We start from the raw sequence: 23337 nt of genomic DNA on the forward strand, positions 1-23337 counted from the left end.
AAAGTGGCGAAGCTAATCGCGTGGGGTACCGACCTCCGCTGTGACGTGAAGCTGAACCATCCCTGAAGGCTCTGAGTCCACAGTTTTTGCACAGTCCCATGCCGCCTCTTGGCCCCCCAGAGGGATCAGTTGAAGGTGGCACGTGTCTTGCATGCGGTCTATTGAGGAGCGGTGTTGCGGGTGCCATTTTGCTATGCTTCTCAGGCTATGGACCCCAACAGCACCCGTCACATCATTGCCGCCTTGGTTACGAACGAGCCGGGTGTCCTCTCGCAGGTCGCCGGGATGTTCGCCGCCCGTGGTTTTAACATCGATTCCCTCGTGGTTGGCCGGACAGAGAACCACGAGATCTCTCGAATGACCATCGTGGTCGTCGGCGATGCCGCGGTTCTCGAACAAGTACGCAAACAGCTCATGCGCCTGGTGCCGGTCGTCAAGGTGGTGGACTACCAGAACGTCCCGCACGTCGAGCGAGACCTGCTGCTCGTGCAGGTGGCAACGGCCAGCGACACCCACAAACGGACCGAGCTGATCGAGCTGGCCAACCTGTTCCGTGCCCGGATCGTGGACGTCTCAGATGACCGCCTGATGATCGAGCTGTCGGGTACCGAAGAAAAGCTCGAGGCGTTTATCCGCCTGGTCGAGCCCTTTGGTGTGCTTGAGCTGGCCAGGACTGGCGTGATCGCGATGCCACGGGGGGCTTCCGCCCCGATGAGCCGACGCCCCGGCATGATCGCGGCAGGCGTCAGTGGGCCGACCATCGACGACGCCGACCTGCCGCCGGGCTAAAATACGCCCTGTCACTCAGGTCGGACACCTCGCTGCCCAGAACCACAAACGACCCCAGTGCTCCCGATTCCCGAGATCGGGCCTAGACTTATGATTATTCACCCCGTTGCGCAGGCCGCCGATGCTCCGCACGATGTTGTCAGGCAAGATCCACCGTGCCACGATCACCCAGTGTGATCCGGACTATGTGGGGTCCATCACCATCGACGCCGATCTACTCGAAGCCACTGGCATGTTGCCCAACGAGAAGGTGCTGGTCGCCTGCATGGACAACGCCGCCCGCTTCGAGACCTACATCATTCATGGGGAACGAGGCACAGGCGTCATCGGGATCAACGGGGCCGCAGCCCACCTGGTCGAAGCTGGGCAGAGGGTCATCATCATGTCCTTCGGGCAGTACCAGCCCTCGGAGTTGGAGGATCACGATGCACGGGTCGTAGTGGTCGACGAGCAGAACCGTGTCAGCCAGTTGCTCAGTTACGCCAGCCGACTCACGGACCCCGCTCTGGATGCTGGCGTTTAGCCCAAGACGGGAAACGGACACTGATGCTCAAACCGATCCGGATCAGCCTGGCGAACAAATGCCAGTTGCTCTTCGGCGCGGCGGTGGTGCTGATCCTCACTGCGGCACTCATCGTGGTGGCCATGCGGATGCAGGCCCTGGTCGAAGCCGCCCCGCTCGAGCGTGCGCGCGACTTCGCCACAGCCTGGCTCAACAACCACATCCGGTTGGGCAATGCGCTGCTTACGCTGGAAGAAGGCGGACAGGGCTTGCCCCCCGATCGTGACTTTGGGCTCACGCTCATCGAAGACTTCGAGTTCAGCCGTGCAGCCGAGATGGACGGCTTCCTCGCCGGGGCGATCGAACGATTCAGCACCACCCGCAGGCATCAGGCCTTCGGTGATGCAGAGGATTCTTCGGGGGAACGCTACTACCGCTACGCCCGAGCCATCCGTGCCGCAGACCTCGCGAGCGCACAGCACCTCGACGTCCCAACACGGGATGACGAGGCCACTGAGATCGGCCCGCCTGAGATGATCCTGCTGATCCAGCTCCGTGACGATCGAGTGGCGAGTGAAGCCGTTACCAACCGGATCTATCTTGTCGGTGCTGGCGTGCTCTCTGGCTTGCTCGCGATCGCGGTGTTCTGGTTCATCACCACGCGGATCATCCTCTCGCCGGTTCGCGTGCTCCGCGATTACGCCGCAAAAGTCTCGCAAGGCGACCTCAATCTCCGCTCGGACATCAACACCGGGGATGAGTTCGAGGAACTGTCAGATGTATTCAACACCATGCTGGAGTCGATCAAAGAGAAACAGCAGCGGCTCGGCGAGGCGAACAAGAGCCTGGACCTGAAGCTCGGCGAGCTGGCCGCGTCGAATCTAGCGTTGTACGAATCGAACAAGCTCAAAGGCGAGTTCCTCGCCAACGTCAGTCACGAGCTAAGGACGCCGTTGAACTCGATCCTGGGTTTCGCCGAGGTTCTCAGCGACTCGCTCTCGACCCGATCGGGACCGGTTGATGAGAAGCGCAAGCGCTACGCCTCGAACATCCTCGCATCGTCGCGTCACCTCCTGAATCTGATCAACGACATGCTTGAAATCGCTAAGATCGAGGCGGGACGCGTGGAGGTTCGCATCGCACCGGTCTCGATCGATGACCTGACCGAAGGGCTCATCAACCTGATGCGCCTTCAGGCTGAGAAGCGATCCATTGCCATCAAGCGAAAGATCGAGCGCGACCTGCCGATCATCGAGACCGACGCGAGCAAGCTCCAGCAGGTCCTGTTCAACTTCCTCGCCAACGCCGTGAAGTTCACCCCGGATATGGGGTCGATCATGATGTCGGCTTCGCTGATCCCCGAGATCCCGCACACCAAGCCGGCGCAGGTGCGCATCTCAGTCACAGACACAGGGCCGGGTATCGCGCTCGAAGATCAGCAGCGGATCTTTGAGAAGTTCACGCAGCTCGATCCGACCGTCACCAAAGAACATGGCGGGACCGGGCTTGGACTCACCATCTGCTCGGAGCTGGCCAACCTGCTCGGCGCTTCGATCGAAGTCGATTCGGAGACAGGAAAAGGTGCGACCTTCTCGCTGGTGGTGCCCGTGAAATACGCGAGACAGGCACCCGAGCGCGGCAAGGCACGGTTCACGCCCGTGGGCGTGCTGACCGGCGAGCTATAGGTTCAGGGAATCCCACGGACGATTGGCGGGCCGATGAGCCGGGTGACCCACACCGGCAACCTACGCCAGGTCTCGATTCGAGACCGATACTTCGGGTTGTCCGGGCGGGCGGCCATCGTCGAACCCAGAAGCGGCATCTGCTGCCAAGCGGTTGGCTGAGCCACCGCGCCCCATTGAGTCTTGAATCGGTATGTGCCCGAGTCGATGGTTGAACGGCCGAAGTCGAACTCAGTAGCCCCTCTGCCGATCGCTCGCTTGAGCAGAGCACGATAAAGCGCCATGTTGGCGTTGGTGGGATTCGCGGTGCGCAGGCAAGCTGCCGATGGAACCTGTGTCGTACGGTGATGCACCGGATCGTGGATCAACAGTGCACCCGCAACGGGCACCTGATCCAGGGTCAGGACGGCCAACTCCGCGTGCTCGGGCAACGCGTCGAGAATCCCATGAAAGAAACGTCGTGGATACACCGGCGTCCCCAGATCGCGCATGGTCACGGCAAAGACCGAATAGAACGCATCAAGCAACTCGGCACGACCGAACCTGACCAACGGATCGAACCGCTCGGACTTGCGGACCTGGTTTCGCACCTTAGATTTTAGACTCGACCACAGTGCCTCATCAGAGTCAGGCAGAGACAGAACCAGCCGCGGCTTATCATCACGAGTCTGCGTGAGGTCCTGGTGCTCAATCAGGCCGTCTGCGTGACGCAGCTCGAGATAATCGGCTCTGCCATCCCGAGCCTGACGGGACGCAGCGTCAATCAGTCGCTGCTCTGAATCAGGGCCATCGGCGAGCACGCCGGCTCGATTGAGGTACGGAAGACTCACAAGAAACCGGCCAAATAGCCGCGAGCGGACCCAGGCGAGCGGGAGGATGCCCCGGATGTCTGCGCTAGGGCTCGAACGATCGATGAGCATCTGAGGCTGATGTCCCAGGCCTGCCCGCAGCGCCTCCAGCCACGCCGGGTGATGCTCAGGGGCAGATCGGTCAGCGTGCACGAGGAAGGTAACAACCTCATCGCGGATGCTCGGCGTCAGGCGGGGGTAAATCTGGATCATCGCTCCCCTCTCTGATCGACTGCTGGCATCACAGGAACACTCGACGTGCTTATCGGTCTGCTTACGCGGCCTTAGCCCGCTTCGATTCGACGACTCGGGCCGGGACGCCCGCCACTCGAGCACCTGCTGGGACCGGACGAGTGACCACGGCACCCGCTGCGACGATCGCTCCGGGACCAACGTTCGCCATGACCACCGCGTTAGCCCCGATCCACGCACCACGGCCAATAGTGATCCGGTCAAACCGCTGAGGAGCAGCCTGAAAAGAGTCGGCAGGCGTGCTGTGCTGATGCCGGCCAGACAGTAGCTGAACACCATCCGCGACGATCACTTGAGCTTCCAACGTCACGCGCCCCACCGTGCAGAACCGCCCCAGATAGACAGCGTCATGGAGTTCAGCATCTGTCTTACTAAACAGCGTCATGAAGCCGATGTGAACACGATCGCCGACACGAGGCAAAATCGAACGAGTAAACGCTCTACGCAGCCAGACCCCGCGATGACCGGGGATCCGGGCCAGGGATTCCGAGACTGATCGGAAGGCTTCATCTCGCCCAAAGAATCGGGCTCCAAGCCGATAGCGAACCGCTGCGGGTCGGGTCAGGACCCACGCTGCAGTGGCGGCCAGAGCGCGGAGTATGCTGGAAGTTGCTGCGATAGGCACACCAGCAGCATCGGCATATTGATCCGGTCGGGGCGGAGCAGAGATTATCGGAGGCTCTCAGTGAGTCGACGTGCTTAGACGGTGAGATAGCTCATTGAGCATCTCATCGCCCTCACTGGTGAGTCGCCAGAGCGGACCGGTCGGGATCTCGAACTGCGTGACCCAGCCGTGACGGGAGGCATAGCAGATCAGAGCGTCCGCATAGAGAATCGACAAACGACCAACAACCGGGGGGAGCTCACGCCAACGCAGCAGCGCTCGAGCCCGCTCGGTGGACTGGCGCCAGAGCCGACTGGGGCCTTCCAATAGTTTCAGATCGCCATCCTTTTCCAGGTACTCGATTAGGGCGTTCATCATCCCCTCGGCCCGACGGCGACGCTCGTTGCCGGGGATCGAGCCCACCAGTTCATCCAGGGGGACACAGGCACGAGCCAGTTGCTCATTATCCAGCGGACCAGACTCCTTGAGAGCCATTAGCAGATCACACAACATGGCATCACGCTGAGCGTGGTCCCACCAGGGTTCAACAGGCGTTGTGTCCATGAGATGACTCCGCGAGCAACAGGCTCAACCCGAAGTCTGCGCTATGGAGAGACCGAGTCACCCCAGGATCACAATAAAGCGCGATCGAGACGCAACAACAGCCGTCATAAACCTCAGAACAAGCCAAAACTCCCCAGATTCACAGCTTCTTAGACGTTAAAAAGGAAGTGCACCACATCGCCATCCTGCATGATGTAGCCCTTACCCTCGACGCGCAGCCGCCCCGCTTCGCGGATGGCTTTCTCGGATTTCAGCTCATCCAGATCGTCAACGGAGTAGACCTCGGCACGAATGAACCCTCTCTCGAAGTCAGTGTGGATGACGCCTGCCGCCTGTGGTGCCGTGGCCCCGATGGGAACCGTCCAGGCACGAACCTCTTTCTCACCCGCCGTGAAATACGACTGCAGACCGAGCAGCCGGTACGTCTCGCGCGCGAGCACGGCCAGCGCCGGCTCTTCCAGGCCCGAGGCTTCCAGCAGTTCCTGCTTGTCCGCTTCATCAAGCTCGGCGAGTTCCGATTCAAGCTTGGCACACACCGGCACCACGTTCCCGCCAGAGCCATGTTCTGACGCCCAATCGCGAACCTGTTGTACCAGCGGGCCTTCACCTGCAGGGTCCGATTCATCCACGTTGGCCATAAACAAGATCGGCTTGGCCGTAATCAGCCCGAAAGAGCGCAGCAGCTTCTGCTCGTCGGGGTCCAAGTCAAGCGAACGCACTGGCTGGCTGTCGTCAAGCGCTTCCTGACACCGACTCAGCAACTCGACACGAGCCTTCGCTTCCTTATCACCCGATCGCGCATTCCTCGCCGCCTTATCTTTGCTCGACTCAACCGTCTGGAGATCGGCCAACAGCAACTCGGTCGCGATGGTGTCGATATCACGGATCGGATCGACCTTGCCATCGACATGGGTGATGTCAGGGTCCTCAAAGCAGCGGACCACCTGCAGGATGGCATCGACGTTGCGGATATGCGTGAGAAACTTATTCCCCAATCCCTCGCCCTCGGACGCCCCCCGGACAATCCCCGCGATATCAACCAGCCGCAACGCCGCCGGAATCACCTTCTGCGTCTTAATGTGGCTCTCGATCCGTTTAAGCCGACCATCGGGCACCGGAACGACGCCGACATTGGGCTCGATCGTGCAAAACGGATAGTTCTCGCTGGCGATGCCAGCGGCGGTCAGTGCGTTAAAGAGAGTGGACTTGCCGACGTTGGGCAGTCCGACAATGCCGGCTTCCATGGTGGGGCTCCGTCGCTGGGCGCGGGTTCAGCGGAGGGGCATGATAGCGGTCTGCGTGATTGCCGCATCATCACCGGCAGAGCAGTCACAGGAGGCTCAAAGGCAATGAGCAGAGGCCAGTCAACACGCTCGCTACTGGGGCGGGAAAGCCTTGATTTGGTACAATGACGGCTCTCGAATACAGCCCCAATCTACGACGCCGAGACCTATGACCGACACCCCACAAGAACCGAACATAAGCCCTATCGACGAGATCCCCGCTGGCGGGAGAACCGTCGATCTGGCCATCGAGCGCGAGCTGGCGGACTCCTACCTGACTTACGCCATGTCGACGATCGTCGACCGCGCCCTCCCCGATGTCCGCGACGGCCTCAAGCCCTCGCAGCGGCGAATCCTCGTCGCTATGAATGACCTCAACCTCTCGCCCGGCCGCAAGCACTCCAAGTGCGCGGGCATCGTTGGCGAGACGATGAAGAAGTACCACCCCCACGGCGACCAGGCCATCTACCCCACCCTGGTCAACATGGCCCAGGAGTGGAAAACCCGCTACCTCTTGGTCGAGAAACAGGGCAACTTCGGCTCGATCGACCCCGATCCGCCTGCGGCCATGAGGTACACCGAAGCCAGGCTCCACCGCCACGCGATGGAACTGCTCGACGACCTCAAACTCGACACCGTCGAGTGGCAGGCCAACTTCGACGAAACCGTCGAAGAACCCCGCTACCTGCCCGCCCGGTTCCCCAACCTGCTGGTCAACGGCTCGGTCGGCATCGCCGTCGGTATGGCCTGCTCGATCCCGCCTCATAACCTCGGCGAAATCTGCGACGCCATCACCCGCATGGTGGACGAACCGGACATCGAGATCCGTGAACTGCTTGAAATCATCCCGGGCCCTGACTTTCCCACGGGCGGCATCATCTGCGGCCGTCGCGGAATCTTCGATGCCTACGCCACCGGTCGTGGGCGCGCGGTCGTCAGGGCCAAAATCGAGCACGAGACCACCGCTCGGGGAAGAGAACTGCTCGTCGTCCGACAACTGCCCTACCAGGTCTCCAAGAACGACGGCGTCGTCGAGAAGATCAAGCAGCAGATCCGCGCTGACAAGCTGACCGACATCGCCAACGTCGTCGATGAATCATCGAACCGTGCCGGCATGCGGCTGGTCATCGAACTCAAGCGCGGAGCCGACCCCACCGCTGTCGAAAACCAGCTCTACCGACTCACCCCCCTGCAGTCGACCTTCAGCATCATCAGCATCGCTCTGGTCCGCGGCCAGCCACGCACCCTGAGCCTGCCCGAGTTGCTGAACCACTACATCGATCACCGCCGCGACGTTATCCGCCGGCGCACGGCGTACCGGCTCCAGCAGGCCCAGCAGGAAGCCCACCGCATCGAGGGCCTGATCTACGCCGTCTGCGACATTGATCAAGTCATCCGGCTCATTCGTGAGAGCCAGACGCGTGACGAAGCCATCGAGAAACTCATGGTCCGCGGATTCCGAATCCCCGCTGACCATCCCAGCGCCCCCAAGATCCCCGAGCGTCTGCTCGCGCAGTCCGCCGTCAATCCTGTCGCCCTCACTCGTTTGCAGGCTGAAGCGATCGGCCGGCTGCAACTGATCCAGTTGGTCGGACTCGAAATCGAACACCTGGTTGCCAACTACGCCAAGCTGGTCGCTCAGATCGAGGAGTACGAGTCCATCCTCGCTGACCCCGCGCGGGTCTCGCAGATCATCAAAGACGAGACCGCCGACCTCAAGGCGAAATACGCCGACGAGCGACGAACGGTGATCGAAGAAGGCGAAGTCGGCGAACTGAATCTCGCTGAGCTGACCCCGGTCGAACAGGTCGCCGTCACCATCACCAACGCCGGGTATATCAAACGCCTGCCTGTTGAGGAGTACCGCGTTCAGGGCCGAGGCGGCAAAGGTGTCATCGGCGGGAAGTCCCGCGAGGGTGACTTCACCGAGCACATGTTCGTGTCGTCAACCCACGATGACCTGCTCTGCTTCACCGATACCGGCCGCGTCTTCAAGATCAAGGTCTTCGAGATCCCGGAGGCCAGCCGCACCTCGCGTGGCATTGCGATCATCAATCTGATCAACCTCCGCCCGGAAGAGCGCGTCTGTGCGTTCATGCCCATCCAGGATTTCGAGAAAGGTGAAGATTACCTCGTCTTTTCCACACGAAACGGGCTGATTAAACGCACCGCGCTCAAGGACTACCGCAACGTCAACAGCGCCGGCATCATCGCCCTCAACCTCCGCGACGACGATGAGCTCATCGATGTCGCCTGGAGCACAGGGGACGACCACATCCTCCTCGGCACCCGTCGTGGGATGTCCATCCGCTTCTCCGAATCAGACGCCCGTGTCATGGGGCGTTCGGCCTCAGGCGTCAAGGGCATCGACCTCGCTGCAGGAGACGCCGTGGTCGGCATGATCAAGATCCCCCAGAATCACGAAGCCGATCTCCTCACCGTTACCGTCAACGGCTACGGCAAGCGCACGCCAACCTCGGAATACCTCGTCCAGGCCGAAGATGGCGCACGACCGCAATCCCGTGGCGGCAAGGGACGCCGGGACATCGTGACCGCGGGTCGCAACGGGGAAGTCGCCGCCCTCAAACTCGTCAACGAGCGCGACTCCCTGATGCTCATCACTCAGAAGGGGATGGTGGTCCGGGTCCAGGCCGAGTCCATCCGACAAACCGGCCGCGCCACTCAGGGCGTCCGCGTCATCTCCATCAAGGGTGAAGACATCGTCACCTCCGTTGCACGCATCGCTGAAGACGATCCAATCGAGGATGAGACTCAAGCCGACTAATCCGGCAAGGGAGTACGATGTCAATCCAGCAATGGTCCACAGGTATCTGGCTGGTCGCCCTAAGCGACGACCCGAACTTCGGCGAAGTGCTTGACACCCTGCACGAGCGCATGAAGCGCGCCGACCAGACACCGCACATCGTGCTCGACCTCTCTTCCGTCGCTCACCTCAACTCCTCGAACCTCTCCCAACTGCTGCGGCTGAGAAAAACCGCGATCGATCGAAGCTGTCGCCTGAGGCTGGCCGCCCCTTCCGATCCCGTCTGGGCCGTCTTCATCGCCACTGGACTCGATAAGGTCTTCGAGTTCGACGCCGAGACCGCCACCGCCCTCGCCGGCCTGCAACTCGACGAAAACCCCGATTAAGTCCAGCTAAAAGATTGAGATCGACTCTGACTCGGATCGAGTTGGTCAGAGTCCCAGATTCTGTGCGTAGGTCCGCAGCCGTTCGATCTGCCTGCGTACCAGACGCCCCTCTTGGGTGTCTTCTGCGTAGCGCTGAGCCAACTGATCACCCTGCTCAAGAGCCTGCTGGATCGCCTCAGCGACCGACTCCTTGGTCTCAGCCAGCTTTTCTTGCGCCGCCGCGATTGCCGCCGACACAGCCTGATCACCGTTGCCAAGTCGCGTGAGTGACTCCTGAACCGGCCGAAGCAGGTTGCCAAAGTCCTCAAGGACGTTCGCCCTGATCAAAGCGGCATGCGCCAACTCGGCTCGCTTGCCCAGCAACTCAATATCGATCGCCTGGCCCTCGTCCCGCGAGGCCAGCCGGCGGGCCTGATTGAGGTTCGCTACGGCCTTCTCTGCGGACTCAAGAGCATTCACCAACTGAGGCTCAACACGCTCATCGTAGGCCTGAGCAAACGACGCCCCAGCCGCCAGCAAGCGTTCCGCAGCATCCGCTGCCTGCCTCTGTGCAACCACAAAGGCCTCGGCTCGGCTCTGGTCAGCCGCCTGAGTCGCGGCCGCACGCTCACGCAGCCCCTTAGCCGTCTCGGCGTAGCCAGCCTGCATCGCCTGAGCACGGCCCATCTCGGTCTCGACCGCAAAGATCTGGCTGTCGAACTTCTCGGTCTCTGACGTGGCAAGACTCGCACGGACCTCCGCACGGGCGGCCTGATCCAATAACTCGTACTTCTCATCCCCGATCGCTGGTCCGGAGCGATTGATCAACTCGACCTGAGTCGCGACCGATTCCTCGTACACCCGACGCACGCGCTCACGCTCAGCCGCCAGCCGGTCACGTTCACGCCGATGGGCCTCCACTTCCTGAGAAGCGGCGCGGGCCTTCTGCTCCAACTCAGCGGCCTCGTTAGCCATCGACTCCGCCGTAGAGGCCTGGGAGTCCTTGAGTATGCCGATCCGCAGAACAGCCTTCTCAGCGATGTCCACCATCCCCGCAGCCTGAACACCCTGCACGGCAATCTCGGCAAAACGAGTCGTCGCCTGATCACTCAGAAGACGAGCTTGAGCAGCATCGATATCCGCCAGCAGACGGAGCGCCCGGGCGCGCGTCGTGTCCGATGCAGAGTTCGCCAACTCAGACAGCTCGGTCCGAGCCGCCGTGAGTTTCTCGATCCGGTAGTCCTTCAGAGACAGACCCGGTCGTTGATCCTGCTGCGGGATAAAGCCGATGTTCGCCTGCTCAAAAAGCTGGATCGCGGCGGCTAGCTGATTCCGGCTTGTGGCATCCGCCCCACCAGCGGGATCGCACGCGGGGACAGCGAGGAGCAGTGTCGTCAGGAGCAGGCTGGTTGAAATACGCAAGGCTCGTCCTCACGGGCTCTTAGGAACTGAGAAAGCATGAGGATACCCCAAGCCCACAGGCGAGGAAAGCAGGCCACTGCCCCGATCCGCCTCCACGGGCACCGGAGCCAAGGAATCGCCAGCAGCGCCGGACTCGTCACCGTCATCGGGCGGCCACGGAAAACCGTAGTCCGGCGGTCCCCCGGGCTCGTAAAAACTATCCACCCACTCGACCAGGAACAGATAGACCCGGTCATCCGTGCCCCGAAAATAGGGCCGCCAACCCGGCACCCGTGGGGCCGGGAACTCCGCAACGTCTCTCGGCAAGCCCCACTGGACATAGAGCGAACGAGCCGGGTCCGCCCGGTTGAGCATCGGTAAACCGTCGATCGAAGTGACCGCCAGCGTCGCGAAGTCAGCGTAGGCACCCGCAGGGTCAATCCCGGAGCCCGAGATCGGCAGACCCTCGATCTTTCCATCACCGAAATACCGTGCGAAATAACGCCCGTGATAACCCCGCCGGAGCACCCCCATGAACATCGCGATCACAGGCGGGTCCGTGAGAACCTCCACCCGGTCGTAATACTCCCTCGCTTCGAGATCAAACAGCAACTGCAACTGATCAAAGCCGTGACTGCGCATCAGCGCACCGCGAAGCGCTCTGGCCCTCGGCACTGCCGGGTGATCAGCGTAACGCTCGAACACCTCACGCAGCACCTCAGCCGGCACACGCACTTTGGGGCGCACCGACCGAAGGTCATCAGGCATCTCCCAGAGACGCAGCAGACTGATCTGCTCCGGGCTTAGACGCAGAACCCGCGACTCTATAATCTCTGGCGTGCTTCGCTCCAGCGCCGTGTCAGCAGCCTCTTCACGACGCAACCGCTCCTCCGCAGCAATCTGGTCTCGGATCAACTCATGCAGCGTCGTCACCCGCAGGCTGTCGGGATAATGCTCGCGAAGATCATCAAGTTCCGTCAAAGCCAGGTCGCGAAACCCCCGCTGATAGAAATCAAATGCCAGCTCATACCGTGCCTCGATATTCGTATCCGCGATCCTGGACCGCCGCTCTCGAAACTCCACCTCCGGCTCAGGCAGCTTGCGCACGTCCAGTAGCTGAAAGTCGCCAAACCGCGCCCGCGCCGATCCCACGCCCACCTCAATCCCGCTCTCCCCCCGGAGGACCCAATCGACCTCAAGCCGTCGCCCGTCACGCAGCCTCACTTCGTAACGACCCACCAGCGGCGTGATCACCGTCGTCACTGGCTGCTCACTCTCTGAGGCCGTCTCTACATCGCCTGACTCCGTTGACTGCGCACTCGAGAGATCTGGCGCGGAGCCAACCGCGACAACGCAGCCAAGCAACATCACCAGAGCCATCAAAGGTCGCATCATCAAACCTCGATTCAGGCCTCCTCGGCACGCTTCTCGAGCAGATCCTCAGCGAGAGAGATCAGACGCTCGAGACGAACGGGCTTGAGGATGTAACCATCCACGCCGAGCACCTCAGCGTACTGCTGATGACGCTTGCCCTCGTTCGCCGTGCACATGATGACCACAGGCGGGACCTCGATCTGCTTGATCTTCTCAAGCACAAGGAAGCCCGATCGCTTAGGAAGCATCATGTCCAGAACCACCAGGTCGGGCGGGTCCGTATCGCAGATGCGCACCGCCGTATTACCATCGCCACAGGTCTGCGTGAGGGCACCCTCGGCCTGAAGGGCGTGATCGATCGCGGCGCGCACTTCCGGGTCATCATCAACGATGAGAACCTTAATCCCATCGAGGCGAAGCTGTTCGTCTTGTTCCACCATAGTGGTTGTTCTCCTGTTATTGGCCCCGGGTAATGGATCATCATAGACCGAACCACGACCAAGCGTTCAATAAAACCCAGCGAGATCACGCCGGCTGTGCAACAGCCAAGGCCTCAGAATCCGACACCACCGCCGACAGGGCCTCCTCCGACATCCAAGGCAACTGGCTCAGGCTCTCTCGCAGCCGATCCGGGAAGGGCTTGCCCTGCTTCTCGTGCCGCGGACGGCTCTTCCACCGCCGGTGCATCCAGAAATACTGCTCGGGCCTGGGACGGATCATCCCCTCAATCGCCCGGCTGTACCGGGCCGTGATGTAGAGCATCGGGTCCGGCTGGCTCTCCCATTCCTCGGGCTCAATGACATCGCTGATCCCGAGTTCAAACCGAAAACGATCCGAGACCCGCCAGGCATACCCGCACACGATCGGGCAACGGTTCTTGATCGCCAGCATCCCGATCGACTTGTAATGACTCGCCAGCCTCCCGAAGAACGGCACGAACAAGCCTCGATCACCCGCATTCTGGTCCGCGATAAACGCCACCGACCCCCCGTCCTCGACAATCTTCTGCAGCCGCACCATCGCCTCGAACTTATTGACGATCCGCATCCCCGTCCGCTCACGAACATCGAGAAGCCACCGATTGATATGTGCGTTATCCAACGGCCGCGCAACCGCAGCGATCGGGAAACCCAGCAACCCCAGCGTGTACCCCACGATCTCCCAGTTGCCGAGATGCCCCGTCACCAGAATCGACGGCCGCCCAGAGGTCAGCACTTTCAAAGCCGGACCGATTCCATCAGTGTCAATCCGCTTGCGCCATGTGTAAGGCGTGATCACCCGCGGGGTCTGCAACGCCTCCACCGCCAGCAACACCAGGTGCTCAAACGTGTGTACCGCCACACGGTCAACCCGCTCTTCCGACCAGTCCGGGAACGCCAGCCGCAGATTGCTCCGCGCGGTTTCGCGATGACGCTTATCGATCCGAGACAACCATCGCCCAAGCAGACCTGCAATCTCAGCATTCCCATCGGGATCAAAACAGGTGATCGCCGTCGAGACCGTTCGCGCAGCCACATAAGCGGCACGATCGAGCAATGGATGTGGCTTACGGGTTCGGGCCATCAGGTGAGCCGCCGGGCGGCCAGTCAGCGGTTAACGCTCGTAGTAACCCACGAGCCCGAGGAAGCGGCTCTGGTTGAGGATCGGGATCGACAAGGCCTGAGCCTCCTCGATCAGACGCTCATATTCATTGGCCGCAGCGATCGCCTGGGCGTGCTGCTCGATCAACACCGGATCGATCACCGAAGGCGGCAACGGCGCCGGTCGCTGCGGACGAACACCAAGCACCAGGTAATCCACTTCGTAACTCAACTCCTCCGATAGTGATCCACCCCACCGAGTCACCATGCCCTCGACACGTTCACGATCCCCACGGGAGCTGCTCCCAGGATCGGTGAAGTCATACTGACCAAACACATAGAAGTTCACATTCCGCTCACGGTCGTAAGCGACGTTGACAATGCTGTCGCCCTCGCGGATCGACCGATTCCGCTCGATCCGCACCACCCGGCAGATCGCCGTGTTCGGCTCAATCGAGATCACCTCAATCGTCCCGATGCCCCGCACCTGCCCGTCCCGATCCGTCCGGATCAACTCACCCGAAGGGAAGACCTCGAACGTCAGTCCCAACTGCAGACGATCACTCTTGCCCAGGTTGATGAAGACCTCGCGGTCCTCCGCCGCCACCGCCACGATCTCACCATCCGTCGAGACCACCTGGTACTCCAGCGTGCCGCCCTCGATGAGCTTGAGCAGTTCCTGGATTCTCCGGTCCAGCGACCGCAACTGAGTCTCGAGGTCCTGAATCGTGCTCTGCTGCTGCCGGATCTCCTGATCCTTGTCACGACGAACATCCGTGAGCAGCGAGGTGTAGCGCTCGCCTGCCTCAGACATTTCCTCCATCGAACTGGTGTACGCCCCGCTCAACTGCTGGAACTGCCCGAGAATCCCCTGCGCCGCCTGATTAAACCGATCGCGGATCGACGCCAACTCGGTGTTCGCAGCCTCAAGCTGACCCCTCGACTCAGCGAGCGCCTCATCCTTCGATCGAATCTGCGCCTCGGCCTGCTGCAGGTTGTTGCGGGTCTGAGCCAGCGTCCGCAGCAACGAACTGTCGCCAGTCTCCTCGATGCGGGCCGCCACATCCTCGATCGGCAACGCAGCGTCCACGCCGATCAGCGAGCGAAGCTGCTGATTCTCCTCAAGCATCACGCCAACGACCGTCTGCCCACGGCCGGCTCGCTCGCGGTAAACGCCGACCTCAGGGGCTGACTGCTGCGATCGACTGACATACTCAGCCAGCTCGCTGGTCGCATCTTCAGCACGCTGATTGGCCCCACTTAGCTGGGTCCATGAGACCACAGCGAGGATGAGGAAGACGACCGCTGCAATCGCGGCCCCGATGGCGATGGTGGTGGCCCCGGTGTCCTGACCTCGTGCCATAGCGCGTCAACTCCTGTAGAGCTCTGGGTTTCCCGGTGCTCACCGGGGCTCAAATCGTTCCGGGCAGTGTCCGGGGCAGCGTCCTCACCGTCAAGCCGACCCCCCGCACGCCAGCCAGACTTCCACCTCCACCGCGGCATTCATCGGTAGCCCAGGCACCCCCACCGCCGCCCGAGCATGCCGTCCCGACTCGCCAAAAGCACGCACCAGCAGGTCGCTGGCCCCGTTGGCAATGACGTGCTGCTGGCCAAACCCAGGGTCACTGGCCACAAAAACCGCCACCCGAAGAATCCGCTCGACCCCCGACCAATCCCCTCCGAGGAGCCCATCAGCAGCCGCCAGCGCATTGAGGACGCACTGCCCCGCCGCCGTCGCCGCCTTCTCGACAGACACCGCACTCGGCACCGTCCCCGTCGCCATCAGCTCACCACGCCGCATCGGCAACTGCCCGCTGACGTAGATCACGCCCCCTTGACGGACCGCCGGGAGATAACTGGCCACCGCCTTGACCGGCTCGGGCATCTCGTGCCCAAGCGTCGCCAGAGCACGCCGCGGATGCTGAAGATCACTCATAGACCCCAGTCTACCGTTCCGCCACGGGTGAAGGCCGCAACCCCGGGTGTCCGATAAAGAACCCGGAGACCTTCGCCATGACCGACATGCTCGACCAGAACGAAATCGATTCGCTGCTCGCAGCCGTCGAAGGCGGGGACGTCGAAACCGAGGAAGAGGCCGCACCCGCACCCATCTACTCCCTCCGCCGAGGCGGGATCACCCACGAGCCTCTCGAAATCCGCGAATACGACTTCAAACGACCCGAGCGCGTCTCCAAAGACCAGATGCGCGCCCTCGAAACACTCCACGACGTCTTTAGCCGCAGCTTCGGTGCCTCCCTCTCCGGCTTCCTCCGCACCATCGTCGAGGTCAAAGTCTCCGACATCGAGCAGATGACCTTCTCCGAGTTCACCCACTCCCTGCCCAACCCCACCTGCTTCAGCCTCCTGAGCTGCGACCCGCTCGACGGCAGCATGTGTCTCGATATCTCCCCCTTGATCATCTACCCGATCATCGACCGCCTCCTTGGCGGGTCCAACGCCGACCTCTTCATCCCCCAGCGCCCGCTCACCGCCATCGAGCAGCGCCTGGTCAACAAGATCATCTCTCGCTCCATGGACGCCCTCCGCGAGGCCTGGGCCAACATCCTGGACATCACCTTCAAACTCGGCGAAACCGAGTCCAACCCTGCCCTCGTCCAGATCGTCCCTCCCAATGAGGTCGTCGTCGTCGTCGGATTCGAGATGAAAATGGGTGGACGCGCCGGGACCATGTCCCTCTGTATCCCCTACAACGTCATCGAACCCGTCGTCGAAAAACTCTCCAACCAGACCTGGGAGGCCTACAAAAAATCCGTCCGCAACAAGGCCATCCGTGGACGCGTCGCCTCCCACCTCGAAGTCGCCCGCGTCGGCATCCGTGTCCTGCTCGCCGAAACCAAGCTCTCCCTCTCCGATCTACGCCACCTCCAGCCGGGCGACATCGTCCTCACCGAGAAGCCCGCCAAAGCGCCGCTCGCCATGGAAATAGGCGGGAAACGCAAGTTCATCGGCCAACTCGGCCAGTATCGCGGCAACCGCGCCTTCAAAGTCTCACGCAAGATCGAACCCAAAGACCGGGTCTAGATCCCGCTCCCCTCAACCTCAGTCATCGACGCCACCTCCGGCCGCCCAAGTCTCTCGTGCGCGTGCTCAATCAGCCCACGCACCGGTCCATCCGTCAACAGCAGCCGAGGGTCCATCGTCTTGGTCCCAAGCGCCACATAAGCCGCTCCGGCATCAACAAACCCATCAATGTGATGGTTGCGCGTAATCCCCCCGCCGCCGATGACGCGCACCCCACGCCCGCCCGCACGACTGATCATCCGCTTGATGTCCCGCACGCACCGAAGCGCTAACGGGTGCAATGGTGCCCCGCTCATCCCCCCGCCCCGCACCGGCAACGTGTTGCAGGCATGTAGTCCCCACACCCCCGCCTCGATCGCCGCCTCCGCCATCGCCTCGAACCGGATCGGCGGAACCTTCACCACCACCGGCACCCCCGTGGCGACCGCCTCCTCGAACAGCCCCTCCGGCAACCCCACCTCCCCGACGTTCGGGCAGCTCATGTTCAGCTCAATCCCCAGCGGCTTCACCCGCGCCGCCAGACTCAGCAACGTCGACCACTCCGACCGATCAAAACCATGAACACTCACCAGCGCGTGATCGACCCGCTTCTTCCCCGCCTCCGCTCGCTCTACCAACCAAGGCATCCCGGGATTCCGCAGCCCGATCCGATTCGTCCACGCATCGAGTGAAAACGAATAACGCACCGTCTTGAGAATCCGCCACACACGACCCCCACGCCTCCCCAGCGTAAACGTCCCGAGCGTTGGCGTAGCCCCCTTCGGCTGAATGTAGTTGCCAAATGGCGCCGAAATCAGGATCGGCTCCATCACACGCTCAATCGGAGGCGAGGCGTCACTCATGCCCGCCATCATAGAGCTTTGGTTCCGCCACTCCTCACCCTATACTGGCCGTCATGCCATCTGCTATCGCTTTTATGCTCAACACCCTCGCCCCACCCGAGGTCAACACCACCGGCTGGCTCCCCGACACCTCCGAAGCCTACTGCCCGAGCTGCGGGGTCTGCGTTGGCCCCGGTGAGGTCCTCGACCGGCACTGCTCCCGCTGTCGCTCGCTCAAGCTCCCCTGGTCGTCCATGACCCGACTGGGCCGCTACAAACCACCTCTGAGCGACTGGATCAAGCGCCTCAAGTACCACGGCCGCCACTCCTGGGCCGATGAACTCGGCGTCACCCTCGCCGACGCTCTGCCCCCGCACCTCGATCGCTGCGTGGCCGTTCCTGTCCCTATGCACTGGCTCCGGCGGACCACCCGGGGGCTCGACCACACCCACCTGATCGCCCGCGCGATCGCACGCCACCAACGCTGGACACTCACGCCCCTGCTCCGCCGGTCGCGCCTCACCGCCCCGCAGTCTCTGATCCCCCCGAGCCAACGCGTCGCCAACCTCCGAGGCTCCATCGAACCCCGCAAGCCCCGCTGGATCGCCCGCGACATCCCCGAGCGAGTCCTGCTCGTCGATGACATCAAGACCACAGGCGCCACCCTCACCCGCTGCGCCCGCTGCCTCCAAAGACTGGGCGTCCACGAGGTCCACACCGCCGTACTCGCTGTCGCCGAACCTCACTAGACCCGCAACTCGGCGTTGACCTTCTTCGTCAACGCCTTAACCACCGCATCGACCTCGCCATCGACCGCGTCATGCCGGAGCGTCTGCTCCGGGTCACGAAACGCCATCCGCAGACTCACGCTCTTGCGCCCCTTGGGGATCGGCTTGCCCCGATACGTCCCGAGAAAATCCAGCCGCTCCATCCGCGCCGGCGCCACCTCATCAATCACCCCCGCGATGGCCTCCCACGCAATCGTCTCGTCCACCACCAGCGACAAGTCCCGCTCAATCCCCGGCAGACGGGGCGGGGTCTGAGCCGAGTACACCGGCGGATACAGAGCCAGCAGCGCATCCAGGTCCAGCTCAACCAACGCCACCCGTGTCTGCAGATCGAACCGATCCACCAGCGCCTTCGACGCCAGACCGAACACCCCCAACGCCTCGTCACCCAGCTTCACCACAGCCCCCGGATCGAACCAGCCCTGCGCAGACCGATCAAACGCCAGCGTCCCCACACCCGTCCCCGCCAAGGCCTCGACCAACTCGGTCACCACACCCTTGATCTCCCGCAGCGCCTCCGCTGGGTCCTCAGCATCCACCAGCATCGCCAGCCGACGATGCTCCGCACGCCCACCTCGCTCCGCCCACCACACCGCCGCCGCCTCAAACAAGCGCACCCCGTGATTGCCATGATCCTGATTGAGCTTCCTGCAGTGGAGCAAGCTCGGCAGCAGACTCGGCCGCAGCGCACGATCGGTCCGCCGCTGCCCCTCCAACTCAATCAGACGCGCCCCGTCAACCAGAAACGCCTCGCCCTCCAAAGGCTCCAGCAGCGAAGGCGTCACCGTCTCGTGGAATCCCAAGCCCTGCAGCGTGTTCGCGATCTCCTGCCGCGCCAACACCGCCTCCTGCGGGGCCCGTGCCACCAGCGAGATCTTCTCCGTCTCCGGGATCGCCGCCAAGCCGTGCAGCCGAGCGACCTCTTCGATCAGATCGACCTCACGCACCAGATCAAAACGGTAACTCGGGATGGCGCACTCAATCACGCCATCCTTCACCTGCGGCTCAAGCCCCAGCCGTGCCAGATAACCCGCCTGCTGCTCATCACTCAGGTCCATCCCCAGCAGCGTCCGACACCGCTCCCCACGCAGACCCAACGGCTTCGTGCCAACAACAGCTCCCCCGACCTCAATCACGCCCCCGCAGACCGTTCCACCGGCCACCTCAACGATCAATCGCGCCGCCCGTCGGCTCGCCCGATCCACGCCCGCAGGGTCCACAAACCGCTCGAACCGGAAGCTCGAATCACTCGCCAGCTTCAACGCTCGACTCGTCGATCGCACCGTCAGCGGAGCGAAAATCGCCGACTCCAACAAGAGGTCCGTCGTCGATTCGGTCACCTCGCTCTCAAGCCCTCCCATCACCCCCGCCACGGCGCAGGGCCGCTCCGCATCCGCGATCACCAGCATCGACGCGTCGAGCTTGTGCTCGCTCCCATCAATCGCCTTGAACGCCTCCCCCTTCGCCGCGCGCCGCACCCGAATCTCCCCGCCCGCCAGCTTCGCCAGATCAAAGGCGTGCAGCGGCTGTCCCAACTCCATCAGCACGAAGTTCGTGACATCCACCACATTGTTCACGCTCCTGAGCCCCAGCGACTCAACCCGCTGACGAAGCCAGTCCGGACTCGGACCTACCTTGACCCCACGAATCACCCTCGCCGTATACAGCGGGCACCCCTCCGCATCGTCAACCGACACCTTCGCCAAGACCCCAGCACCCTCACCCGCCTCCTCATACCCCAGCTCCGGCATCACCAACGCCCGATCCGACCCCGCCACGATCTCCCGAGCTACCCCCACATGCGACAGACAGTCCCCCCGATTCGACGTCACCTCCACGTCCAGCATCACGTCCCCGCCCTCCCGGGCCACCCGCTCCTCGATCGGAAACCCGTGGTCCGTCAGCAGCCGATCGGCCTCCTCCGCATCCACAGGCCGTGACAGATAGGTATTGAGCCATGCCAGACTGATCTTCATAGGTTGGGAGTGTAACGTCTGGTCCAAAAGGGGCCTACCGCTCCCCGAATCCCGTTTGAGTCCCCCCGATACCCCGGCTATACTGATGGGTCCGACCAAACAGGAGCAACCCCCTTGATCGAAGCCCTCAAAGACGACACCGTGATCAACCAGCTTGGTGGTCGCTTCAAGTTCACCGCTTTGGTGCAACACCGGATCCGTGAACTCATGGATGGGGCACGCCCGCTCGTCGAGCGCAAGGGCCGTAACGACTTCGAGATCGCCGTCCAGGAAATCGTCGAAGGCAAGATCACCCTCGAACTTCCCAACGCCAATGTCGAGGACGAGGCCAAGGCCTGACCCGCCTCACCCCGTAACCCCATGAACGAGCGGGCTCCATCCGACCCGACCGAAGCCGACAATCCTTCGCTGTCGTCTCTGTCTGGCCGCAGCATCCTGCTCGCCGTCACAGGCGGGATCGCCGCTTACAAAGCCGCCGCCCTCACCTCGACCCTCGTCAAAGCCGGAGCGTCGGTCCGCATCGTGATGACCGAATCGGCCACCCGATTCGTCGGACGCCTCACCTTCCAGTCGCTCTCCGGCCGTCCGGTCATCACCTCCATCTGGGACGCCGACGACCGGCCCGATGCCCAGCACATCGCCATCGCTCGCGAGGCTGACCTGATGGTCATCGCCCCGGCCACCGCCAACCTCATCGCGAAACTTGCCGCCGGGCTCTGCGACGACCCCGTCTCGCTCGCGGCTACCGCCCTGCCCGCCGATCGCCCCCTTGCTATCGCCCCGGCCATGAACGCCGACATGTGGGCCAACCCCATCGTCCAGCGGAACCTCCGCCACCTCGCCGAGATGCTCCCCAGCCTCACGATCATCGAGCCCGACTCAGGCTGGCAGGCCTGCCGAACCGAAGGCGCCGGCCGCATGGCCGAGCCCGACCGCATCGCCGCCACCCTGGCCGAGATGCTCAAGTCCTGAACCTAAACCAGCTCCCGCTCCACCTTCCAGCCGAACCCGCGCCGGTTATCGATCCACCGCAGCCAGCTCGGCGTAAACCTATAAAACGCCTGCTTCTCCACCATCACCTTGAACTCTGGGTCCACGGCCACAAACGGAAACTTCGCCGTGTACGCCTCCCACGCCGTATTCCAAGCCCCCTCGTCCTCGACCCGCTCCACCACCCCACGCATCTGCACCCCGTGAATGGAGGCCGGCCGATCATCGTGCGCGTACACCGTCACCGCCGCCCGCTGGTCGTGCTCCAGGTCCTGACTGTGATCCGCCGCTGGCGACGACACCCACAGCAGACCAAACGCCCCATCCCCCGTGTACTGCACATTCGCCGCGTGCGCCGCCCCGTCCACCCCGACCGTCGCCAGACTCGCGGTCCGACACGAGGCCAGGAACACGCTCACTTCCTGCACCAAATCAAAATCCGGCTCACCCATAGCGGGCCCCTAAAAGATCGCGCCCAGTCGATCAACCACACGCATCACGTCTTCTCGACTCGGGAACGCCGAGACCCGCACAAACCCCTCGCCCGCAGGCCCCATGCCCGACCCAGGCGTTGTCACGATATGCCCCTCGCGCAACAACCGATCGAAGAAGTCCCAACTGCTTATGCCACCCGGCGCTTCCACCCAAAGATACGGCGCACTCTCCCCGCCATACACCCGCAGCCCCGCCGCCATGATCGCCTCCCGTAGCAGTCGTGCGTTCTCAAGGTAATACCCCACCATTTGCTTCACCTGCGTCTTTCCCTCATCGGTGTACAGCGCCTCAGCGGCCCGCTGAACCGCATAGCAGACCGAGTTGAACTGCGTCCGCTGCCGCCTGACCCAGAGCGGGTTCAGCTCCACGGCACGCCCGTCCGCCGTCGACGCCGTCAGCCCCTTCGGCACCACGCAGTACCCGCATCGCGTCCCCGTGAACGCCGCCGACTTGGAATAACTCCGAAACTCGATCGCACAAGACTTCGCGCCGGTGCACTCATAGATCGAATGCGGGACCGCCGGGTCCGTGATGTACGCCTCGTACGCGGCATCAAACAGCAGCAGCGCGCCCGTCCGATTCGCCCAGTCCACCCAGTTCTGCAACGCAGCCTTCGAGATCACCGCCCCCGTCGGGTTATTGGGGTAACAGAGATAGACCACATCAACGTCATTTCCGGAGGGCTTAGGCGGGTCGAATCCGTTGTCCGGGGTCATCGCCAGATACACCAAACCCTCGTACCCGCCGCCCTGAATCCCCGCGCCCGTGTTCCCCGCAATCACGTTCGTGTCCACGTACACCGGATAAGCCGGGTCCGTGATCGCAAACCGATTCGCATCCCCCGCTGCCAGCAGGTCGAGGATGTTGGCACAATCACTCTTTGAGCCGTCCGAGATAAACACCTCGTCAAACGAGATATCACAACCCCGCGATCGAAAATCGTGCTCCGCGATCGTCTCTCGCAGCCAGTCGTAGCCCACGTGCTGCGCATACCCGTGAAACGTCTCCGCCCGCGACTGCTCATCCACCGCCTGGTGCATCGCCTCGACACACACACCCGGCAACGGCTGCGTGACATCCCCCAGCCCCATCTTCACGATCGGCTTTGTCTTGACCTCCGAAGCGTGCTCCTTGGCATACGCCTCGACCCGCCGGGCGATCTCGGGGAACAGGAACCCCGCCTGCAACTTCAGAAAATGCTCATTAACTCGCGGCAT

At 62.5% G+C, this 23337-nt stretch carries 23 protein-coding genes; 9 read left to right on the forward strand and 14 right to left on the reverse strand.

Translation table 11 applies throughout. The features are described from left to right. Window positions 1–207: 207 nt before the first annotated feature. From ilvN to RIG82_13290, 3 genes are all read left to right on the forward strand, one after another. A complete protein-coding gene (ilvN, locus tag RIG82_13280; GenBank protein ID MEQ9461914.1) occupies window positions 208–789 on the forward strand; it encodes an acetolactate synthase small subunit in 582 nt (193 codons plus the stop codon). Window positions 790–922: 133 nt separating this feature from the next. Continuing rightward, window positions 923–1312 (forward strand): aspartate 1-decarboxylase, encoded by a 390-nt coding sequence (locus RIG82_13285; GenBank protein MEQ9461915.1) that lies wholly within the window; start codon window positions 923–925, stop codon window positions 1310–1312. A 23-nt stretch (window positions 1313–1335) separates the two neighbouring features. After that, a complete protein-coding gene (locus tag RIG82_13290; protein ID MEQ9461916.1) occupies window positions 1336–2976 on the forward strand; it encodes an ATP-binding protein in 1641 nt (546 codons plus the stop codon). A gap of 2 nt (window positions 2977–2978) precedes the next feature. Here the strand turns inward: RIG82_13290 and RIG82_13295 are convergent, their stop codons facing one another. From RIG82_13295 to ychF, 4 genes are all read right to left on the reverse strand, one after another. Continuing rightward, on the reverse strand, window positions 2979–4034 hold the full coding sequence (locus RIG82_13295) for a FemAB family PEP-CTERM system-associated protein (protein ID MEQ9461917.1): 1056 nt from the start codon (window positions 4032–4034) through the stop codon (window positions 2979–2981). Window positions 4035–4095: 61 nt separating this feature from the next. Continuing rightward, complete coding sequence (locus tag RIG82_13300; GenBank protein MEQ9461918.1) at window positions 4096–4698, reverse strand: acyltransferase; 603 nt, start codon at window positions 4696–4698, stop codon at window positions 4096–4098. A gap of 57 nt (window positions 4699–4755) precedes the next feature. After that, window positions 4756–5241, reverse strand: coding sequence for a hypothetical protein (locus RIG82_13305; protein ID MEQ9461919.1), 486 nt, complete (start codon window positions 5239–5241; stop codon window positions 4756–4758). A 149-nt stretch (window positions 5242–5390) separates the two neighbouring features. Then, complete coding sequence (ychF, locus tag RIG82_13310) at window positions 5391–6485, reverse strand: redox-regulated ATPase YchF (GenBank protein ID MEQ9461920.1); 1095 nt, start codon at window positions 6483–6485, stop codon at window positions 5391–5393. Between the two features lie 208 nt (window positions 6486–6693). Here ychF and gyrA point away from each other — a divergent pair, with 208 nt between their 5' ends. After that, window positions 6694–9309, forward strand: coding sequence for a DNA gyrase subunit A (gene gyrA, locus RIG82_13315; protein MEQ9461921.1), 2616 nt, complete (start codon window positions 6694–6696; stop codon window positions 9307–9309). Between the two features lie 17 nt (window positions 9310–9326). Further along, the gene (locus tag RIG82_13320; protein ID MEQ9461922.1) at window positions 9327–9674 is read left to right on the forward strand and encodes an STAS domain-containing protein; all 348 of its coding nucleotides are present in this window, start codon (window positions 9327–9329) and stop codon (window positions 9672–9674) included. Window positions 9675–9719: 45 nt separating this feature from the next. On the opposite strand, the gene RIG82_13325 is transcribed toward RIG82_13320, so the two are convergent. The 6 genes from RIG82_13325 to RIG82_13350 form a co-directional block, all read right to left on the reverse strand. Next, the gene (locus RIG82_13325) at window positions 9720–11075 is read right to left on the reverse strand and encodes a hypothetical protein (GenBank protein ID MEQ9461923.1); all 1356 of its coding nucleotides are present in this window, start codon (window positions 11073–11075) and stop codon (window positions 9720–9722) included. A 9-nt stretch (window positions 11076–11084) separates the two neighbouring features. Continuing rightward, complete coding sequence (locus RIG82_13330) at window positions 11085–12449, reverse strand: hypothetical protein (GenBank protein MEQ9461924.1); 1365 nt, start codon at window positions 12447–12449, stop codon at window positions 11085–11087. Between the two features lie 11 nt (window positions 12450–12460). Continuing rightward, window positions 12461–12868, reverse strand: coding sequence for a response regulator (locus RIG82_13335; protein MEQ9461925.1), 408 nt, complete (start codon window positions 12866–12868; stop codon window positions 12461–12463). 85 nt (window positions 12869–12953) lie between these two features. Beyond that, on the reverse strand, window positions 12954–13991 hold the full coding sequence (locus RIG82_13340; protein MEQ9461926.1) for a lysophospholipid acyltransferase family protein: 1038 nt from the start codon (window positions 13989–13991) through the stop codon (window positions 12954–12956). Between the two features lie 30 nt (window positions 13992–14021). Beyond that, entirely contained in the window at window positions 14022–15371 is a 1350-nt protein-coding gene (locus RIG82_13345) for a hypothetical protein (GenBank protein MEQ9461927.1), read from the reverse strand. Window positions 15372–15461: 90 nt separating this feature from the next. Then, complete coding sequence (locus tag RIG82_13350; protein ID MEQ9461928.1) at window positions 15462–15944, reverse strand: RidA family protein; 483 nt, start codon at window positions 15942–15944, stop codon at window positions 15462–15464. A gap of 77 nt (window positions 15945–16021) precedes the next feature. On the opposite strand from RIG82_13350, the gene fliM reads away from it, so the two are divergent. Then, window positions 16022–17050: a flagellar motor switch protein FliM gene (gene fliM, locus RIG82_13355; protein ID MEQ9461929.1), complete on the forward strand. Its 1029-nt coding sequence runs from the start codon at window positions 16022–16024 to the stop codon at window positions 17048–17050. Here the strand turns inward: fliM and RIG82_13360 are convergent. Further along, window positions 17047–17892: a hypothetical protein gene (locus tag RIG82_13360; GenBank protein ID MEQ9461930.1), complete on the reverse strand. Its 846-nt coding sequence runs from the start codon at window positions 17890–17892 to the stop codon at window positions 17047–17049. The genes fliM and RIG82_13360 overlap by 4 nt on opposite strands. A gap of 53 nt (window positions 17893–17945) precedes the next feature. Between RIG82_13360 and RIG82_13365 the strand changes: the two genes are divergently transcribed. Further along, on the forward strand, window positions 17946–18620 hold the full coding sequence (locus RIG82_13365) for a phosphoribosyltransferase family protein (protein MEQ9461931.1): 675 nt from the start codon (window positions 17946–17948) through the stop codon (window positions 18618–18620). Here RIG82_13365 and pheT read toward each other — a convergent pair. Beyond that, window positions 18617–20635, reverse strand: coding sequence for a phenylalanine--tRNA ligase subunit beta (gene pheT / locus RIG82_13370; protein ID MEQ9461932.1), 2019 nt, complete (start codon window positions 20633–20635; stop codon window positions 18617–18619). The two genes, RIG82_13365 and pheT, sit on opposite strands and share 4 nt — an antisense overlap. 114 nt (window positions 20636–20749) lie before the next feature. Between pheT and RIG82_13375 the strand changes: the two genes are divergently transcribed. After that, a complete protein-coding gene (locus RIG82_13375; protein MEQ9461933.1) occupies window positions 20750–20974 on the forward strand; it encodes a DNA-directed RNA polymerase subunit omega in 225 nt (74 codons plus the stop codon). Between the two features lie 21 nt (window positions 20975–20995). Then, a complete protein-coding gene (locus tag RIG82_13380) occupies window positions 20996–21607 on the forward strand; it encodes a flavoprotein (protein ID MEQ9461934.1) in 612 nt (203 codons plus the stop codon). A 2-nt stretch (window positions 21608–21609) separates the two neighbouring features. On the opposite strand, the gene RIG82_13385 is transcribed toward RIG82_13380, so the two are convergent. Both RIG82_13385 and RIG82_13390 read right to left on the reverse strand, forming a co-directional pair. Next, window positions 21610–22077, reverse strand: coding sequence for a pyridoxamine 5'-phosphate oxidase family protein (locus RIG82_13385; GenBank protein MEQ9461935.1), 468 nt, complete (start codon window positions 22075–22077; stop codon window positions 21610–21612). 9 nt (window positions 22078–22086) lie between these two features. Further along, entirely contained in the window at window positions 22087–23337 is a 1251-nt protein-coding gene (locus RIG82_13390; GenBank protein ID MEQ9461936.1) for an LL-diaminopimelate aminotransferase, read from the reverse strand.

Source organism: Phycisphaeraceae bacterium (genome assembly GCA_040222855.1).
Taxonomy (GTDB): Bacteria; Planctomycetota; Phycisphaerae; order Phycisphaerales; family Phycisphaeraceae; genus Mucisphaera.

Coding starts and splice junctions, on each gene's coding strand:
- ilvN (MEQ9461914.1), top strand. CDS start 208: ATGGACCCCAACAGCACCCGTCACATCATTGCCGCCTTGGTTACGAAC.
- RIG82_13285 (MEQ9461915.1), top strand. CDS start 923: ATGTTGTCAGGCAAGATCCACCGTGCCACGATCACCCAGTGTGATCCG.
- RIG82_13290 (MEQ9461916.1), top strand. CDS start 1,336: ATGCTCAAACCGATCCGGATCAGCCTGGCGAACAAATGCCAGTTGCTC.
- RIG82_13295 (MEQ9461917.1), bottom strand. CDS start 4,034: ATGATCCAGATTTACCCCCGCCTGACGCCGAGCATCCGCGATGAGGTT.
- RIG82_13305 (MEQ9461919.1), bottom strand. CDS start 5,241: ATGGACACAACGCCTGTTGAACCCTGGTGGGACCACGCTCAGCGTGAT.
- ychF (MEQ9461920.1), bottom strand. CDS start 6,485: ATGGAAGCCGGCATTGTCGGACTGCCCAACGTCGGCAAGTCCACTCTC.
- gyrA (MEQ9461921.1), top strand. CDS start 6,694: ATGACCGACACCCCACAAGAACCGAACATAAGCCCTATCGACGAGATC.
- RIG82_13320 (MEQ9461922.1), top strand. CDS start 9,327: ATGTCAATCCAGCAATGGTCCACAGGTATCTGGCTGGTCGCCCTAAGC.
- RIG82_13330 (MEQ9461924.1), bottom strand. CDS start 12,449: ATGATGCGACCTTTGATGGCTCTGGTGATGTTGCTTGGCTGCGTTGTC.
- RIG82_13335 (MEQ9461925.1), bottom strand. CDS start 12,868: ATGGTGGAACAAGACGAACAGCTTCGCCTCGATGGGATTAAGGTTCTC.
- RIG82_13340 (MEQ9461926.1), bottom strand. CDS start 13,991: ATGGCCCGAACCCGTAAGCCACATCCATTGCTCGATCGTGCCGCTTAT.
- RIG82_13345 (MEQ9461927.1), bottom strand. CDS start 15,371: ATGGCACGAGGTCAGGACACCGGGGCCACCACCATCGCCATCGGGGCC.
- RIG82_13350 (MEQ9461928.1), bottom strand. CDS start 15,944: ATGAGTGATCTTCAGCATCCGCGGCGTGCTCTGGCGACGCTTGGGCAC.
- fliM (MEQ9461929.1), top strand. CDS start 16,022: ATGACCGACATGCTCGACCAGAACGAAATCGATTCGCTGCTCGCAGCC.
- RIG82_13360 (MEQ9461930.1), bottom strand. CDS start 17,892: ATGAGTGACGCCTCGCCTCCGATTGAGCGTGTGATGGAGCCGATCCTG.
- RIG82_13365 (MEQ9461931.1), top strand. CDS start 17,946: ATGCCATCTGCTATCGCTTTTATGCTCAACACCCTCGCCCCACCCGAG.
- pheT (MEQ9461932.1), bottom strand. CDS start 20,635: ATGAAGATCAGTCTGGCATGGCTCAATACCTATCTGTCACGGCCTGTG.
- RIG82_13380 (MEQ9461934.1), top strand. CDS start 20,996: ATGAACGAGCGGGCTCCATCCGACCCGACCGAAGCCGACAATCCTTCG.
- RIG82_13385 (MEQ9461935.1), bottom strand. CDS start 22,077: ATGGGTGAGCCGGATTTTGATTTGGTGCAGGAAGTGAGCGTGTTCCTG.
- RIG82_13390 (MEQ9461936.1), bottom strand. CDS start 23,337: ATGCCGCGAGTTAATGAGCATTTTCTGAAGTTGCAGGCGGGGTTCCTG.